General features: G+C 70.0%; 14 protein-coding genes. 8 read left to right on the top strand and 6 right to left on the bottom strand.

Features of this window, described 5'->3' with window-relative positions:
• The first annotated feature begins 51 nt into the window (after positions 1-51).
• Positions 52-1,095 carry a DUF4062 domain-containing protein gene (locus ACFQUV_RS08140; RefSeq protein WP_129609586.1) on the top strand — a complete coding sequence of 348 codons (1,044 nt, stop codon included), beginning with the start codon at positions 52-54 and terminating at the stop codon, positions 1,093-1,095.
• A 149-nt stretch (positions 1,096-1,244) separates the two neighbouring features.
• Here the strand turns inward: ACFQUV_RS08140 and ACFQUV_RS08135 are convergent, their stop codons facing one another.
• Positions 1,245-2,222 carry a transglycosylase SLT domain-containing protein gene (locus ACFQUV_RS08135; RefSeq protein WP_207211503.1) on the bottom strand — a complete coding sequence of 326 codons (978 nt, stop codon included), beginning with the start codon at positions 2,220-2,222 and terminating at the stop codon, positions 1,245-1,247.
• Positions 2,223-2,371: 149 nt separating this feature from the next.
• Here ACFQUV_RS08135 and ACFQUV_RS08130 point away from each other — a divergent pair, with 149 nt between their 5' ends.
• Both ACFQUV_RS08130 and ACFQUV_RS08125 read left to right on the top strand, forming a co-directional pair.
• Positions 2,372-2,857 (top strand): MaoC family dehydratase, encoded by a 486-nt coding sequence (locus tag ACFQUV_RS08130; RefSeq protein ID WP_111385676.1) that lies wholly within the window; start codon positions 2,372-2,374, stop codon positions 2,855-2,857.
• 7 nt (positions 2,858-2,864) lie between these two features.
• On the top strand, positions 2,865-3,746 hold the full coding sequence (locus tag ACFQUV_RS08125; protein WP_111385675.1) for a CoA ester lyase: 882 nt from the start codon (positions 2,865-2,867) through the stop codon (positions 3,744-3,746).
• Positions 3,747-3,766: 20 nt separating this feature from the next.
• Here ACFQUV_RS08125 and ACFQUV_RS08120 read toward each other — a convergent pair whose 3' ends face one another.
• The gene (locus ACFQUV_RS08120; RefSeq protein WP_129609585.1) at positions 3,767-4,657 is read right to left on the bottom strand and encodes an SMP-30/gluconolactonase/LRE family protein; all 891 of its coding nucleotides are present in this window, start codon (positions 4,655-4,657) and stop codon (positions 3,767-3,769) included.
• Between the two features lie 172 nt (positions 4,658-4,829).
• Here ACFQUV_RS08120 and ACFQUV_RS08115 point away from each other — a divergent pair, with 172 nt between their 5' ends.
• From ACFQUV_RS08115 to panD, 3 genes are all read left to right on the top strand, one after another.
• Positions 4,830-5,363 (top strand): isochorismatase family protein, encoded by a 534-nt coding sequence (locus ACFQUV_RS08115; protein WP_129609584.1) that lies wholly within the window; start codon positions 4,830-4,832, stop codon positions 5,361-5,363.
• A gap of 198 nt (positions 5,364-5,561) precedes the next feature.
• Entirely contained in the window at positions 5,562-5,927 is a 366-nt protein-coding gene (locus tag ACFQUV_RS08110) for a hypothetical protein (protein ID WP_129609583.1), read from the top strand.
• Between the two features lie 74 nt (positions 5,928-6,001).
• Positions 6,002-6,391: an aspartate 1-decarboxylase gene (panD, locus tag ACFQUV_RS08105; RefSeq protein WP_111385670.1), complete on the top strand. Its 390-nt coding sequence runs from the start codon at positions 6,002-6,004 to the stop codon at positions 6,389-6,391.
• Positions 6,392-6,499: 108 nt separating this feature from the next.
• Here panD and gyrA read toward each other — a convergent pair whose 3' ends face one another.
• A complete protein-coding gene (gene gyrA, locus ACFQUV_RS08100) occupies positions 6,500-9,319 on the bottom strand; it encodes a DNA gyrase subunit A (RefSeq protein ID WP_244601613.1) in 2,820 nt (939 codons plus the stop codon).
• Positions 9,320-9,537: 218 nt separating this feature from the next.
• Between gyrA and ACFQUV_RS08095 the strand changes: the two genes are divergently transcribed.
• Positions 9,538-10,164, top strand: coding sequence for a MarC family protein (locus ACFQUV_RS08095; protein ID WP_129609581.1), 627 nt, complete (start codon positions 9,538-9,540; stop codon positions 10,162-10,164).
• Positions 10,165-10,181: 17 nt separating this feature from the next.
• Here the strand turns inward: ACFQUV_RS08095 and ipdC are convergent, their stop codons facing one another.
• The 3 genes from ipdC to ACFQUV_RS08080 form a co-directional block, all read right to left on the bottom strand.
• A complete protein-coding gene (gene ipdC, locus ACFQUV_RS08090; protein ID WP_378394538.1) occupies positions 10,182-11,822 on the bottom strand; it encodes an indolepyruvate/phenylpyruvate decarboxylase in 1,641 nt (546 codons plus the stop codon).
• A 496-nt stretch (positions 11,823-12,318) separates the two neighbouring features.
• Positions 12,319-13,038, bottom strand: coding sequence for a DUF4142 domain-containing protein (locus tag ACFQUV_RS08085; RefSeq protein WP_307719467.1), 720 nt, complete (start codon positions 13,036-13,038; stop codon positions 12,319-12,321).
• Positions 13,039-13,464: 426 nt separating this feature from the next.
• Entirely contained in the window at positions 13,465-13,956 is a 492-nt protein-coding gene (locus tag ACFQUV_RS08080; protein ID WP_111385547.1) for a single-stranded DNA-binding protein, read from the bottom strand.
• 759 nt (positions 13,957-14,715) lie between these two features.
• On the opposite strand from ACFQUV_RS08080, the gene ACFQUV_RS08075 reads away from it, so the two are divergent.
• Positions 14,716-15,486, top strand: a complete 771-nt coding sequence (locus ACFQUV_RS08075) for an outer membrane protein (RefSeq protein WP_129607931.1) — start codon at positions 14,716-14,718, stop codon at positions 15,484-15,486.
• Positions 15,487-15,676: the final 190 nt, after the last annotated feature.

The following is a 15,676-nucleotide window of genomic DNA, read 5'->3' as shown; positions in this document are numbered from 1 at the left end:
TTCAAAGTACCGCATTTCGTCGCAAACCAATTGTCGACCAGAGCGTCCCCGATGCCCCGGACCCTGACCGAGTATCGCGTCTTCATCGGCTCGCCCGGCGGCCTCGACGAGGAGCGCAAGGGCTTTCGCGCCACCATCGACCGCTTCAACGAGGTCCACGGCAATCCGACTGGCGTGGTGTTCGCGGCGGTCGGCTGGGAGGAGACGCTCGGCGGCGTCGGCCGGCCGCAGGAGCAGATCAACAAGGATCTGCGCGGCTGCGACTACGCGGTGTTCGTGCTGCACGACCGCTGGGGCAGCCCGACCGGCAACGGCAAGACCTCCGGCACCGAGGAGGAATGGGACCTCGCTCTAGAGCTCTACGCGGCTCGCAAGATCCACAACATCTGCCTTTTTTTTAAAGAACTCGCCCCGGGGAAGCTGCGCAATCCCAACCGCCAGCTCGCTAAGGTGCTGGCGTTCAAGGCAGCGATCGTGGCCGCACACAAGCATACGTTTAAGCTCTACGCAAAAACTAAAGAGTTCTGCTTTAATTTGGAGAAGCATTTGGGCCATTGGCTGCGCAACCACGCGGCACGCCGGTCGGCCGGCGTGGCGGTTGCGTTGGAAGCGCTCGACGCCGCGGACAGGACGGCGCAGACTAACAAAGCTCCATCCTACGGCTATTGGCTTGGCGAGGCCAAAGCCCTGCTCGGCACGAAAAAACCCGAAGACGCCTTGTTCTGCGTCGAACGCGCCCTGGCGCTGGCAGCGACCGATCTCGACTGGGCCGAAGCCGAGAACGTACGCGGAATTGCCTTGCATCACCTGAGTGATGCTCGTGGTGCGGTTGAGAGCTTTGATGCCATTGTGGCGCGCCTCGCGGGTACCGCCGTGCTCTACGAGCAGGTGCGCTTGGCCATCGCGCTGGTCAATAAGGGCATCAGCCTCGATGCGTTCGCGCGTAGCGACGAGGCACTCGTCGCCTATACCGACGTGGTGACGCGCTTTGGCAGCAGAACTGAGCTTGCGCTGAAAGAGCAAGTCACCGCGGCACTGATCAACAAAGGTGCTGCGTTGGGGGAGTTGAGGCAGTCGCGGTCTATGACGACCTAATCGCCCGCTTCGGCAGCGCGCCGGAACCGGAGATCAAGGCGCTGGTCGACGAGGCGCAGTCGTGGCGGGATGCGTTGAGCCGAAAGCGGCCGGAGGATTCATAAGACGGCTGCCGAACGCACCCGGCGCTACTACGCTGAGGCGTCGCCCTACCCCCGGTTCCCGTACAGGCCGGCGGCGCCGACGCCCGGGGCGGCGAACAGCTCCGCCGCGCGGGTCGGGTCGGTGGCGGCGAGCGAGCCCGGCGCTGCCTGGGCGACCGCGCCCGAGAGTGCCGCCGCCACATGCGGGCGGCTCGCCCACAGCTCGGTGATGAAGCGCGACACCCCGGCCCGCTGCGGCTCGTCCTGGAACAGGCTGTGGAACAGCGGCGACGACGCCGTGCGGGCCGCGTCGGGCTGGTAGGTCGACGGCGCGAACAGCTCGGGATCGAGGCGATCCGCCGTGCGGGTGGCGGCCACCGGCGTGACCACCGCGGCGGCCGCCATCTGGGTGGCGCTCGTCCGCGCCTGATCGAAGCGGCCGACCAGCACGCCGTAGACCTGGGCGAAGCTGCGCGGCGCGCCGGAGCGGTCGTAGAAGATCGAGCGGTTGGCCGCGGCGGCCTGCGGGAACGCCTCGGCCGCGATGCCGGACGGATTGCGGCCCGCCTGGGTGATCAGCTTGGCGGCACCGCCGGCGCCGAGGAAATGCGCGATGTAGAGCTCGCCCTCGCTCGGCGGCCGGCCGAGCCGGGCTTCCAGCCGGTCCGCGTTGCGCCGGGTGAAGGCCCCCGCCATGGCGGCGTTGGCGGCCGGGTCGCTGCGCAGGCTCATCACCGCCTGACGCTGCGCCGGATCGGCGACCTCGTAGCGGCCCGACGGGGTGCGGGTGATGGCATCGGCATAGCGCCCGAGGCCGAGCGCCGGGCCCGCCTCCTTCACCATGGTCAGCCAGGTCTGGTCGATGAACTGGAACAGCCCGCGGGCCGAGGACGTCCCGGCGGCGGCGCGCGGATTGAAGTCCGACTCGACCTTGGCGGTGGCGAGCAGATACTCGAAGCTGGCGCCCGTGTTCCGCGACGCCGTCCGGATGGCGTCGTTGACGGCCCATCCGGAGGTCGCTGAGAGGGAGGCGGAGACAGCCACGGTCTACCCGAGGGTCGAGGGCCGACACGGACCCATGAGGACGGATCGAGGTTGCGTCATTATGGTAAACAAAAGATGAATCGTCCGCCGGCCACGCGCCCTCGCCCGGGCTCGGCCGACCCGGCGGCGGTCACACCGGGAGCAGCAGCATGTCGTACGCCACGGCCGTCAGGCATCCGCGCGGCGGACTGTATTTCGAGGATTTCGCCATCGGCGAAGTGATCGAGCACCGCCTGCGGCGGACCGTCACCCAGATGGACAACGTGCTGTTCTCCAACATGACCTTGAACCCGCAGCCGCTGCACATCGACCGGCACTTCTGCGAGAACGAGACCCAGTGGGGGCGGCCGCTGATCAACTCGCTGTTCACGCTCGGCCTGATGATCGGCCTGTCGGTCACCGACCTGACGGTCGGCACCACCATCGCCAATCTCGGCATGACCGACGTCGTGTTCCCCCACCCGCTGTTCGACGGCGACACGGTGCGGGCCACCACCGAGGTGATCAACAAGCGCGAATCGCAGTCGCGGCCGAATGCCGGCATCGTCGAGCTGCACCACCGCGCCTACAATCAGAACGACAGGCTGGTGGCCGAGTGTCGCCGCCAGGCGTTCATGCTCAAGCGCCCCGTGTGAGGTCCCCATGCGGTCCCTGCTGTTCGTGCCGGCCGACGCCGAGAAGAAGCTCGCCAAGGCGATGGAGTCGGGCGCCGACGCCCTGATCGTCGACCTGGAGGACTCGATCGCGCCGGAGCGCAAGGCGACGGCCCGCGCCGCCGCCGCGGAGTTCCTGGCGGCGGTCGCTGCCTGGCCGAGCCGGCCGCGGCTCCTGGTGCGGGTCAACGGCCTCGACACTGGGCTGATCGATGCCGATCTCGACGTGGTCATCCCGGCGCGCCCCGACCTGGTGATGCTGCCGAAGGCCGAAGGCGGCGCCGCCGTCATCCATCTCGACGCCAAGCTGGCGGTGCGCGAGGCGACCGGCGGCCTGCCGGACGGGCATGTCGGCGTCGTCGCCATCGCCACCGAGACGGCGCGCTCGCTGTTCCTCGCCGGCACCTATCAGGGGGCGAGCCGCCGGCTCGCCGGCCTCACCTGGGGGGCCGAGGACCTGTCGGTCGATCTCGGCGCCGAGGCGAACCGCGACGCCGACGGCCGCTTCCTCGATCCCTACCGGCTCGCCCGCACCCTCTGCCTGGCCGCCGCCGCGGCGGCGCGCGTGCAGGCGATCGACACCGTGGCGGTGGACTTCCGCGACGAGGGCCGGCTGCGGCGCGAGTGCGAGGAGGCGCGTCGCGACGGCTTCACCGGCAAGATGGCGATCCACCCGGCCCAGGTGCCGGTGATCAACGCGGTGTTCACGCCCACGCCGGACGCGGTGGCGAAGGCGCGGGCCATCGTCGACGCCTTCGCGGCGGCGCCGGGGGCCGGCGTGGTCGGGATCGGCGGCGTCATGTACGACCGCCCTCACCTCGCCCGCGCCGAGGCGCTGCTGGCCCGAGCCAAGGCGGCCGAAGAGGCGTAACCACCACCACGCCGAGCCGATCAGGCCGGCAGCACCGCCTCGAGGATCTGGCCGCTCTGTGATTCGGTCATCAGCAGGGTGCGGCCGTCTGGGCGCAGCACCGCATTGGTGAGGGTGCGGCCCGCACAGGAGCGCACCCGGAACAGCGGCTCGCCCAGCTCCGACAGCACCCAGGCGCAGCCATGGCCGGGATCGCAGACGATCAGCCGGCCGGCCGGATCGACGAGCAGCCCGTCCGGTCCGGAGAGGCCGCCCGGCAGGCGGGCGAACACCTGGGTCTTGGCGGCGAGCGCCGCGGGCGCGAGCGGCACCCGCCACACCTCGGCGGCGCGCGTCAGCGCCAGATACGCATGGGTCTCGGCGGCGTTCACGGCGACCCCGTTGGGCGAGGCCGCGTTGCCGATCAGCCGGTCGAGGCGGCCGTCCGGCCACAGCCGATAGAGCCGGCCGCTCGGATCCTGCATGCCGGTCTGCCCCTGATCGGTGAACAGCACCGAGCCGTCCGACAACACCGCGAGATCGTTGAGGCCCTTGAAGCTCTCGCTGTTCACCGTGGTGCGCACCGGATGGATGGTGGCGTTCTCCGGATCGATGCGCAGCAGGCCGCGGCGATAATCGGCGACCAGCAGGCTGCCGTCGCGCGCCACCTTCATGCCGTTCGGCCAGCCGTCGTACTCGTGAACCAGGCTCCAGCGCCGGCTGGCGTCGATGGAGAAGATGCGGCCGTACGGGATGTCGGCCACGTAGAGGGTGCCGTCGGCGGCGAGGCACGGCCCTTCGAGAAAGCTGTCGATCGTAACGCCGGGCTTGTTGGCCACCCCCCATTCGGTCGGGCGCGGCTGGCGGAAGATGTCGGGCAGCGTGGCGTGGACGCGGCTCTCGATGTCGGTCGGCGGCGCGAACCAGGTCATGATCGGTGCAGTGGTGAGAGACGGGTGAAGCCTAGCCCAACCCGCCCTGCGCCGAAAGCGTCTGCGCGGGTTTCGCCCCTGCGCCCAGACGGCTAACCTGGATCGCGAAGCACCTCGGCGCCAGAAGCGCCTCGGCGCCATCAGCCCGCGGTCGCGCCAGACGGGAGCCACCATGCCGATTATCGATCCGCGCCGTTCGATCCTGGTGGTCGTCGATTTCCAGGCCCGGCTGATGCCGGCGATCCACGACGCCGCGACGGCGATCGCCAACGCCCGCAGGCTGCTCGACGCCGCCGCGATGCTCGACATTCCGGTGGTGTTCACCGAGCAGAACCCGACCGGCCTCGGCCCGACCGTGCCGGAGCTCGTCGTGCCGGGGCGGCCGGTGGTGCCCAAGATGACCTTCGACGCCGTGCGCGCGCCCGGCTTCCTCGACCGCGTGCCGGGCGACCGCGCCGCCGTGGTGACCGGCTGCGAGGCGCATGTCTGCGTCGGCCAGACGGTGCTCGGCCTGCTCGCCACCGGGCGCGCCGTCCATGTGGTGCGGGACGCCGTCGGGTCGCGGCGACCGGAAAGCAAGGAGACCGCGCTCGCCCGCATGGCCCGCCACGGCGCCGAGATCGTCACCACCGAGATGGTGGTGTTCGAATGGCTCGAGACCGCCGAGCACCCGCGCTTCCGCGAGGTGGCGCGACTGATCCGCTAGCCGCGCCACGTTGGGCAAGGCTCGTAATCCCTTGTGGTTCAGATACTTGGCCTCGTCTGTCGGCGCCTCGATACCGCAAGCCGGACGCCCGCATCGCCGCCGAACCGCCACACCGATGCCGGGTTTCACCACGGCGCCGCCGGACTTTCGTCCGACGATGTCATGGTTAGCGATTCATTGCGCGTCGGGGGGCGGGGCATGATCGGACTGGACTGGATGTTGCTGGCCTTGGTGGCGAGCTTCGTGGCGGCGGCGGGCGGAGCGAGCCTGCTCGGTCGGCCGCGGGCGGCGGCGGGGTCGAGCCGCCGGCCCGAGGCGGATCACCAGGGCTTGTGGAGCATTGCCGAAGCCGCCTGGGTAGGCGGCCGACGGCCGGCTCTCGGCCGGCCCGCGGTGACCTCCGGACGTCCCGAGGCCGAGCGGCTCCCGGCCGTTCGCGCCGCGATGCTCCAGGCCCATCGAACGAACGATGCGGGCGCACCGACGTCGCACACGATCGCGCGCGACGACGGCCGCCGCACGGCGCGCCTCCTGCGGGCGCGCCGGCTGGTCGACCGCTGGTGAGCCCTGCATCCGCGGCTCGCTGCGACCGGCTGGCCGGTTGGCAGCGGCACCGAAATCTGCCACAAGGGCGCGCCATGCAGCTCCGGATGTTCTGGTCGAAAATCCACCGCGCCACGATCACGCATGCCGACCTCCATTACGAGGGAAGCTGCACGATCGATGCCGACCTCATGGACGCGGCCAAGATTTTCAACAATCAAGAGCTGCACGTCTGGAACGTCACCCGCGGCACCCGCCTGGTGACCTACGCCATCGAGGGCGAGCGCGGCTCCGGCGTGATTTGCATCAACGGCGCGGCGGCGCACGGCAACAAGCCGGGCGATCTGGTGATTCTCGCCACCTTCGCCGACATGACGGCCGAGGAGGCGAAGCGCCACCAGCCGACCGTCGTCCAGGTCGATGCCCAGAACCGCATCGCCCACATCCGCGACGAAGTCCCCGGCCCCGCCCTGCGGGCGATCTGATCCCAACGGCAGCCCCCGCGGACTGCACGCTCCGTCATGGCCGGGCTTGTCCCGGCCATCCACGTCCTTGTCGCTGCTCGGCTTGAAGTCGTGGATGCCCGGCCGGCGTCAGGCGTGATCGCCGTCGCCGGTTCCCCCGCCGTTGCCGTTCTCGCCGTCGCCCTCGTCGCCCTCGCTGAGGCGCTCGACCGAGACGACGCGCTCGCCCTCGGCGGTGTTGAACACGATCACGCCCTGGGTCTTGCGGCCCTTGATGGAGATCTCGGAGACGCCGCAGCGGATGAGCTGGCCGCCGTCGGTGACCAGCATGAGCTGGTCGCTCTCCTCCACCGGGAACGACGCCACGATCTTGCCGATGCGCGGCCGCAGCCCGCCCGAGCGGGTGCGGTTGTCCATGGCGACGATGCCCTTACCGCCGCGCCCGGTGGTCCGATACTCGTAGGACGAGGTGCGCTTGCCGAAGCCGCGCTCCGACACGGTGAGGACGAACTGCTCGGCCGCCGACAGCTCGACATAGCGCGTCTCGCCCAGCTCGATGGCGCCGCCGGTCGCGGTCTCGTCGGCGTCCGCGTCGGGCGCCGCGCCGTCCATCTCGGCGGTGTCGCCGTGGTCCGTCCCGGTGCCGCGCCGCACCGCCATGGCGCGCCGAAGATAGGCGTCGCGCTCCTCGCCGGTCGCCTCGACGTGACGCAGGATCGACAGCGAGATCACCCGGTCGCTCGCATCGAGCGCGATGCCGCGCACCCCCATGGAGGTGCGGCCCGAGAACACCCGCACGTCGGTGACCGGGAAGCGGATGCTCTGCCCCATGGCGGTGGTCAGCAGCACGTCGTCCTTCTCGGTGCAGATCTGCACGTCGACGATCGCCTCGTCGTCGTGGCCACCGGCCGCGAGCTTCATGGCGATGATGCCGGAGCGCCGCACGTCGGAGAAGTCGGAGAGCTTGTTGCGCCGGACGGTGCCGCTGGTGGTCGCGAACATCACGTCCAGCTCGGACCACGTCGTCTCGTCCTCGGGCAGCGGCATCACGGTGGTGATGCGCTCGTCCTGGGCGAGCGGCAACAGGTTGATCATCGCCTTGCCGCGGGCGTTCGGCGCGGCGAGCGGCAGCCGCCAGACCTTCTCCTTGTAGACCTGGCCGCGCGACGAGAAGAACAGCACCGGCGTGTGGGTCGAGGCGACGAACAGCCGGGCGACGAAATCCTCCTCGCGGGTCTGCATGCCGGAGCGGCCCTTGCCGCCGCGGCGCTGCGCCCGGTAGGTCGACAGCGGCACCCGCTTGACGTAGCCGAGATGCGAGACGGTGACGACCATGTCCTCGCGCTGGATGAGGTCCTCGTCCTCCATCTCGCCGTCCTGGTCGAGGATGACGGTCCGGCGCGGCGTCGCGTACTTCTCGCGGATCTCGCCGAGCTCGGCCTTGACGATCGCCTGGATGCGGGCGCGCGAGCGAAGAATGTCGAGGTAATCGGTGATCTCGGCGGCGAGCTTGTCCAGCTCGTCCTTGATCTCGTCACGGCCGAGCGCGGTGAGCCGTTGCAAGCGCAGATCGAGAATCGCCCGCGCCTGCGTCTCGGAGAGCCGGAAGGTGCCGTCCTCCTGCACCTTGTGGCGCGGATCGTCGATCAGCTCGATCAGCGGCAGCACGTCAGCGGCCGGCCAGTCGCGGCCCATCAATGCCTCGCGCGCCTCGTTGGCGTCGCGGGAGGCGCGGATCAGCCGGATGACCTCGTCGATATTGGCGACCGCGACAGCGAGCCCGACCAGCACATGGGCGCGATCGCGCGCCTTGCCGAGTAGGAACTTGGTGCGCCGCTTCACGACCTCCTCGCGGAACGCGATGAAGGCGGACAGGAGGTCCTTGAGCGACATCACCTGCGGGCGGCCGCCATCGAGGGCCACCATGTTGGCCCCGAAGGTCGATTGCAGCGGCGTGAAGCGATAGAGCTGGTTGAGCACCACGTCCGCCACGGCATCGCGCTTGAGCTCGACAACGACGCGGTAGCCGTCGCGATCCGATTCGTCGCGCAGGTCGGCGACGCCCTCGATCCGCTTCTCGCGCACCAGCTCGGCGATCTTCTCGACCATCGAGGCCTTGTTGACCTGGTACGGGATCTCGGTGACGACGATCGCCTCGCGATCGCGCCGCACGGTCTCGATCTCGGCCTTGCCGCGCATCACGATGGAGCCGCGGCCGGTGTGGAAGGCCGAGCGGATGCCGGCCCGGCCGAGGATCACGCCGCCGGTCGGAAAGTCGGGCCCGGGCACGATCTTGATCAGGTCTTCGATCGACAGCGCCGGATCGTCGATGAGCGCGATGGCGGCGTCGATCACCTCACCGAGATTGTGCGGCGGGATGTTGGTCGCCATGCCGACCGCGATGCCGCCCGCCCCGTTGACCAGGAGGTTCGGGAAGCGCGCCGGCAGCACCGACGGCTCCTTCTCGTTGCCGTCGTAGTTGGGGCGGAAATCGACGGTGTCCTTGTCGATGTCGTCGAGCAGCGCCAGCGCCGGACGCGCCAGCCGGCACTCGGTGTAGCGCATCGCCGCCGGCGGATCGCCGTCGACCGAGCCGAAGTTGCCCTGCCCATCGATCAACGGCAGGCGCATGGAGAAGTCCTGCGCCATCCGCACCAGGGCGTCGTAGATCGCCGAGTCGCCGTGCGGGTGATACTTACCCATCACGTCGCCGACCACGCGGGCCGACTTGACATATTTGCGGTCGGGCAGATGCCCCTGCTCGTGCATCGAGTAGAGGATGCGCCGATGCACGGGCTTGAGGCCGTCGCGGGCATCCGGGAGCGCGCGCGAGACGATCACGCTCATCGCGTAATCGAGATAGGCGCGCTTCATCTCCTCGGAGATCGAGACGGGGCGAATGTCCGAAGGGCTGGCGCCGCTCGGAGCGGGGGTGTCGTTGTCGGCCAAGTTCAGGAAATCCCGGCGAATCCGTTGCTGTCTAGATAGTGGATCGGAGCCCGAATGACCAGCCTCGCGGGCCTCTGGACACCCAACTATTTCGCTTTCTGCACAACGCTTTAGGAGGACGGTTGTGGGGACGTGGCGGCAATGCGGCGGCGGCCGCGCGCCACCCCCGCGACGCCCTTGCGATTGACCCCTCCGGAACGCCCCGCTACGCCCCCGCCATGGACCTCGATTACCTCCTCTCCGCCGCCGTCACGCTGTTCATCGTGGTCGATCCGCTCGGCCTCGCGCCGGCCTTCCTGGCGCTCACGGACGGGCTGCCGGCGGAGGCGCGGCGGCGCGTCGGCGGGCGCGCCACCTTGATCGCCGTGCTGGTGCTGATGGGGGCGGCGCTCGTCGGCGACTGGCTGCTGCGCCATCTCGGCATCAGCCTGCCGGCGTTCCGGATCGCGGGGGGGTTGTTGCTGTTCGCCACCGCGGCCGAGATGGTGCTCGGGGTGCGCATCGAGCGCCAGTCGCGCACCGCCGAGGTGGCGCTGGAGGAACGGGTCCGCCACATCGCCGCCTTTCCGCTCGCCATTCCGCTGATGGCCGGCCCCGGGGCGCTGACCGCCGTCATCCTGCTGGGCGGCGAGGCGGCGGGCCGGCCGGCCCGCATCGCCGTGCTGCTCGCCGTTATCGCGGCGACCTGCGCGCTCTGCCTCGCGGTGTTCGCGTTCGCGAGCCGGATCGCCCGCTCGCTCGGCATCACCGGCAATGTGGTGCTGTCGCGCCTGCTCGGCGTGCTGCTGGCGGCGCTGGCGGTCCAGTACGTGATCGACGGCGTCCGCGCCGTGCTGACGCCGTAACGTGGAAGCGCGGGCTTTCAGCCGGCTTGGCGGTCGCGGGCGCTCTTGAGGCCAGTGACGAAGCGGGCGAGCGTGCGCGAGGTGGCGCCGCGCGGCAGCATCACCTCGATCAGCGAGAACATGCCGCGGCGGGCGATCGCCCGCTCCAGCGCCGCAGCGAGCTCCCGCCGGGTCGCCACCCGCTCGCCATGGCCACCGAGCGCCGGCGCCATGGCGGCGAAGTTCCAGTCGGACAGATCGTTGAATCTCGATTCGGGCTGGAACACCCGCAGCATCTCCCAGCTCGCATTGTTGAACAGGAGCACGATGGGATCGAGCCCGTAGCGCCGGCAGTTGCCGAGCTCCCAGCCGGTCATCTGGAAGGCCCCGTCGCCGACCAGGATCAGCGGCCGCTGCCCGGTCGCCGCCGCCACCCCGATGCCCGCCGGCACCCCGAACCCCATGCCGGCGTAATAGCCGGGCGCCGCCAGCGCGGTGTTGTCGATCTCCATGGCGACGAACAGGCAATCGCCGATGTCGGCGGTCATCGGCAGCGGGCCGTGGCGGTCGAGCAGGTCGTTGACGGCGGCGGCGACGTCGCTCGGCGCCAGCGGCGTGTCGTCGGCGACGAGGCCGCGCGGATAATCCTCGAAGGGCGGCAGCGTCCGCGGGCGGGCGGCGATCTCCGGGCCGGCGCGGGCGATCAGCGCGTCCACCAAATCCTCGATCGGCAGCTCCGGATAGGTATGGTGGCCGATGCGCACCCCGCGGTCGATCGCCAGGACCGTGTGACGCCAATCGAACCGCTTCTCGGATAAAGCGAAATTGGTGTCGCACAGGATCACGCCGAGAAGCAGCAGGGCATCCGCCTCCTCGACCAGCCGGGTCACGGCGGGGTCACCGGCGCTGCCCAGATAGGTGCCGCGGCGTACGTCCGGCGCGGCTTGCAGCAGGCCCCGCCCCATGAAGGTGGTGACCACCGGCAGGCCGAGCCGTCGGGCCAGCGTGGCGACGCGCTCCTCCAGGCCGTAGCGGCGAATCTCGACGTCGACCACCATCACGGGCCGCTCGGCGCGGCCGAGCAGCGCCGCGATCTCGCCGGCGCATTCGGCGAGCGCGTCCGGATCGGCTGTCCGGCGCGGCAGCACCGGCACCGGCGCCACCGGGGCGTCGACCCGATCGCGCGGCACCTCGATATAGACCGGCAGCGAGCGCTCGCGGGCACTGCGCAGCACCCGGGCGATCGCCTGCGGGGCGGTCGCCGGATCGTCCAGCACCGCCTGGTCGCAGGTGATCTCGCGGAACACCGCGAGCTGGGTGTCGATGCTGCGCGCCTGATGGTGCAGCAGGAGACCGCTCGTCCGCTCGCGGGCGCCCGGCGCGCCCGCCACCACGACGACGGGCGAGCGCTCCGCATAGGCGCCGGCAACCGCGTTGACGACGTTGAAGGCGCCCGCCCCGTAGGTCACCACGACGACCCCGAGGGTCGACTGGTAGCGCGCCGCCGCATCCGCCGCGAAGCCCACAGCCGGCTCGTGACTGAGGGTGAAATACGGAAGAATTCCGGACTCTTCGACGACCTTGAAGAGAGGCAGGATGAAGTCGCCCGGGATGCCGAACAGCTCCCGGGCGCCGTGATCCTTGAGACCCTGAAGCAGGGCCGTGGCGAGGGTCGGCATGAGTACCTTCCAGTCGGCACCTTCCAGTCGCCCCTTGGCGCACCCTGGCGCGCAGCATCACGCGTCGCGAGCCGCTCGTGGCGCCGACGCCGCGCCGCGACGGCAGCGGCACAAGCGCGGCACCGGGCCGGCTGCTGGCAGCCGCATCGGACGGCGACGTCCGACGACGCTATCGGACGGTGCGCGTCGAGATCGGGGCAGGCGTTGTCGGCCCATCTTGCCGCACGCCGGGGCTGCCGGCGAGGTCCTCGTGGTCGCAACGCCCGGCCGGGACCGGGAGCCGACGAGGCTACGGCCCAGCGAGATCACCGGCCCGCCCCGTGCAGCCGCGCTCACTCACGGCCTCCGCTCCGCCCTCTTGCCGCAACTCTCCCTTCACGGCTGAACCCTTGCCACGGACAGCCGCCCGAGACGCCGCGGGCGGGTCGCGTCCGCGGCGGTGCCGCACCTGGCGCCGCCTCCGGCTGTCTCGGGCGCTCGGGGCCGCCTGGGCCGCCTACTTCAACTTCTCGGCCATGCCGAGATGCCGCTCGAGCTCCGGCAGCGTCTTGGCGGCCCACTGCTTCAGCTCGGGATCGTCGCCCCCCTGCGCATAGGCCGAGAACAGCTGAATGGCGGTCTGGTGCGCCTCCACCTGCATGGTCTCGTAGGCGTCCTCGAACGCCTTCCCGCTCAGGCCGCGCAGCCGCTCCAGCTTCTGGCGGTGCTCGTCATCGAGGCCGGCCGGCAGCTCCGCCTTGACCTTGCCGCTGGTCACCAGCTCGCGCAGCTCGCCCGTCGTCTTGGTGTGGGCCTGAAGCATGGTGGCGGCGAACTGGCGACCCTCCTGATCGGCCTTCTCGCGGGCGAGCTGGCTCGACTGCACCTCGAACATGTCGCTGATCGCCGCCTTGCGGACGAACTCGGCCGCCGGAGGCGCGGCTCCCAGGGCGGCGCCGGTGGCCTGCCCGACCGCCGGTCCGGCTTGGCCGGTGGTCTGGCCGGCCGGCCGATCCGCCGGCGACGGCGGCTGCGCGCCGGTGCTGGGGGCCACCGGCCCAGGCCCGGCCGGATTGGCGAGCTGGGCGGCCGCAGGGCCGGCCAGGAGGACGGCCGTGAGGACGGCCGCCACCGCCAGCGTGGCGACGCCGCCCATTCGGCGGACGCCGGGCCGAGCTCGGCTGGCAACCCCGCCGGGATTGTGAATGGCGATCCGGTTCTTCTCGTTTCGATCCATGGGGGTCTCCGTTGCGGCGATAGCGTCGCCTATCGACGACTTGCCTGTCGGAGAGCAACCCGCGATCACCATCGCCGTTCCGCGGCAACCGTCGGCAGGGCACGTCGATCGACGCAAGGTCGATCGACGCGAGCTGCGCCCGCACGGCTGCTCACACGGCTCGCCGTCGCGTCCCCACGGCTCGCCCCCGCGCAAGACTTGCACCGACACGACCCGTGCCCGTACCGGCCGCGTCCGGCGAATCGCCCCTCGAACGCGCCGGCGTGACGAAGCAGTGTGCTCGTCCGGCGCCGGCGCAGCCGGATCGGTCTCACGCCGGCGCGGCCGGAAACACCTCGCGCCGAGGCAGGCCGCGATGCCGCGGGGTTTGCCATCGACCATCCGTCCCGCCGCTCGGACCGCGCCGGGTGACGTGCGGCGACCGCCTCAGAACGGAATGTCGTCGTCGAGATCGTCGCGCCGCGACGGCGCGGCCGCCGCTGCCGGGCGCCGCTCCCGCCCCGCCGTGGGTCCCGGCGAGCCGAAATCATCCCCGCCACTCTGGTCGAAGCCCTCCCCGCCGCCACCGCGGCCGTCGAGCATCGTCAGCGTCGCCCCGAAGCCTTGCAGCACGACTTCGGTGGAGTACCTGTCCTGGCCTTGCTGATCCTGCCATTTGCGTGTCTGGAGCGTGCCTTCCACGTAAACCTTCGAGCCTTTCTTGAGGTATTGCTCGGCCACCCGGCAGAGCCCCTCGCTGAAGATCACCACCCGATGCCACTCGGTCTTCTCGCGCCGCTCGCCGGTGGCCTTGTCGCGCCACGTCTCCGAGGTGGCGATGCGCAGATTGGCGATCGGACGCCCGTCCTGGGTCCGGCGAATCTCCGGGTCCGCGCCCAGATTGCCGATGAGAATCACCTTGTTGACCGAACCCGCCATGCTCCAACTCCGCTCGCTCTGTGCGCCCCCGGTGGCTCCACATGGGTAACGCTCGACAGTCCTGCGCTCGATACGCTCGCCGCGCTCTCGACTCTATATACTCTTGCCCGTACGCGATGCTCACGAGCCTACCCGGCAGTTCTCCCGGCAAGCTCAACCCGTCAGGCGGCTCTCCCGAACGAGACCCCGGCCGAGACGACATCCGCCCCCACAAGGCCCCCCACGAGACCCGCCCGTCCCTCCTTCGTGAGGACCAGCCCCGGCCACCGCGCGGCCCGCAACGCAACGGACGCGATGGACGGGCGCAAGCCGCCAGCCCGGCGAACAGGCGGGCTCACACTAGTCCTTATCGAATCCTCAACAAGGTGGACGGCGTTCTTGTCCACACATCGATGTTCCGCAAATGTTCTTGTATTCGGTAACCGGGGATTAAGCAAGCCGACAGGTTGCGGCCGACCTTCCGTCCCTTGCTCCGCTGTCGCATCCCCGGGTCGGAGGGGACGGACGGCACCTCGCTGCGACTTCCCGGGCGCGCCGAACGGTTCTATTTTTCGTTTTATTTTCTGATATTTGACAGGATCGCCACGCCCCGCCCGACACCGGCGGCACGCGGCCTCCGGGACGGTGCGCGGCGGCCCGGCCAGGCCGACGGCGCCCAATCCCGATCCAATGTTGCATATATGTCACCACGGCCGGGGCGATTCCGCCTAGGGTCGCGACCCTGGGACTTCGGTATTTCTAGGAATGGAGGGGCCGTTAATGAAGAAGATCCTGCTCGCTACGGTCGCGGCAGTCGGCATGGTCGGTGCGGCGTCCGCCGCGGACCTGTCTGCGCGGATGCCCGTGAAGGCGCCGCCCGTGATCGCTCCCGTGTTCTCGTGGACCGGCTGCTATGTCGGCGGCTTCGTCGGCGGCGCGTGGGCCGGTGAGGACGTTAGCGCCTATGACCGCAACGGCGTCTTCGGCGTCGGAAGCTGGGGCTACAAGACGGATTCGAGCGTCATCGGCGGCGGCACCCTCGGGTGCAACTGGCAGCCGGTCGGCTCGCAGTTCGTGCTCGGCCTCGAGGGCGAGATCGGCTACATGAGCCTCGAGGGCTCGGCCTATGATCCGGTGTCGTTCGGCACCGCCTTCCCGCTCTACTCGTCGACCAAGGTCGGCGACTGGTACGGCATGGTGACCGGCCGCCTCGGCTTCGCCTGGGATCGTGCTCTGCTCTATGTCAAGGGCGGCGCGGCCTTCGTGGACGTCGAGACCGCGATCGTGCAGCCGGGCGCGTTCGCCGCGTCCACCAGCGAGACCAAGGCGACCTGGACGGTCGGCGGCGGCATCGAGTACGCCCTCGACTTCAACTGGAGCATCAAGGCCGAGTACATGTACATCGGCCTGAACGAGACCTACACGGTCTCCGGTCCGGTGGTCGGCGGCGGCATCGCCAATTGGGATCACGACGTCCCGGGCATCCACACCGCCAAGGTGGGCATCAACTACCGCTTCGGCGGTGGCGCTCCGGTGATGGCTCGCTACTGATCCTATCGACCTCGCGTCGAGCGAAGGCCCCGGGCATGCCCGGGGCCTTTTGCGTTGGAAGCACCGTGCCCCGAACGCATAGGAATTATCCGGCGAAGTGAACGTCGGTTCACGGTCGGTAGCGGCGGACCTCGACCGCTCGTCACCGTGAGGGCCGCGTTGTTCCGCCTTCCGCCCATCCACATTTTTG

This window comes from Rhodoplanes sp. P11, assembly GCF_964266735.1.
Lineage (GTDB): Bacteria > Pseudomonadota > Alphaproteobacteria > Rhizobiales > Xanthobacteraceae > Rhodoplanes > Rhodoplanes serenus.
This window is presented reverse-complemented; position numbering and strand designations above follow the sequence as displayed.

Excerpts from the sequence above, each read along its gene's own strand:
- ACFQUV_RS08140 (WP_129609586.1), top strand. The coding sequence starts at position 52 with ATGCCCCGGACCCTGACCGAGTATCGCGTCTTCATCGGCTCGCCCGGC.
- ACFQUV_RS08130 (WP_111385676.1), top strand. The coding sequence starts at position 2,372 with ATGTCGTACGCCACGGCCGTCAGGCATCCGCGCGGCGGACTGTATTTC.
- ACFQUV_RS08125 (WP_111385675.1), top strand. The coding sequence starts at position 2,865 with ATGCGGTCCCTGCTGTTCGTGCCGGCCGACGCCGAGAAGAAGCTCGCC.
- ACFQUV_RS08120 (WP_129609585.1), bottom strand. The coding sequence starts at position 4,657 with ATGACCTGGTTCGCGCCGCCGACCGACATCGAGAGCCGCGTCCACGCC.
- ACFQUV_RS08115 (WP_129609584.1), top strand. The coding sequence starts at position 4,830 with ATGCCGATTATCGATCCGCGCCGTTCGATCCTGGTGGTCGTCGATTTC.
- ACFQUV_RS08110 (WP_129609583.1), top strand. The coding sequence starts at position 5,562 with ATGATCGGACTGGACTGGATGTTGCTGGCCTTGGTGGCGAGCTTCGTG.
- panD (WP_111385670.1), top strand. The coding sequence starts at position 6,002 with ATGCAGCTCCGGATGTTCTGGTCGAAAATCCACCGCGCCACGATCACG.
- ACFQUV_RS08095 (WP_129609581.1), top strand. The coding sequence starts at position 9,538 with ATGGACCTCGATTACCTCCTCTCCGCCGCCGTCACGCTGTTCATCGTG.
- ipdC (WP_378394538.1), bottom strand. The coding sequence starts at position 11,822 with ATGCCGACCCTCGCCACGGCCCTGCTTCAGGGTCTCAAGGATCACGGC.
- ACFQUV_RS08085 (WP_307719467.1), bottom strand. The coding sequence starts at position 13,038 with ATGGATCGAAACGAGAAGAACCGGATCGCCATTCACAATCCCGGCGGG.
- ACFQUV_RS08080 (WP_111385547.1), bottom strand. The coding sequence starts at position 13,956 with ATGGCGGGTTCGGTCAACAAGGTGATTCTCATCGGCAATCTGGGCGCG.
- ACFQUV_RS08075 (WP_129607931.1), top strand. The coding sequence starts at position 14,716 with ATGAAGAAGATCCTGCTCGCTACGGTCGCGGCAGTCGGCATGGTCGGT.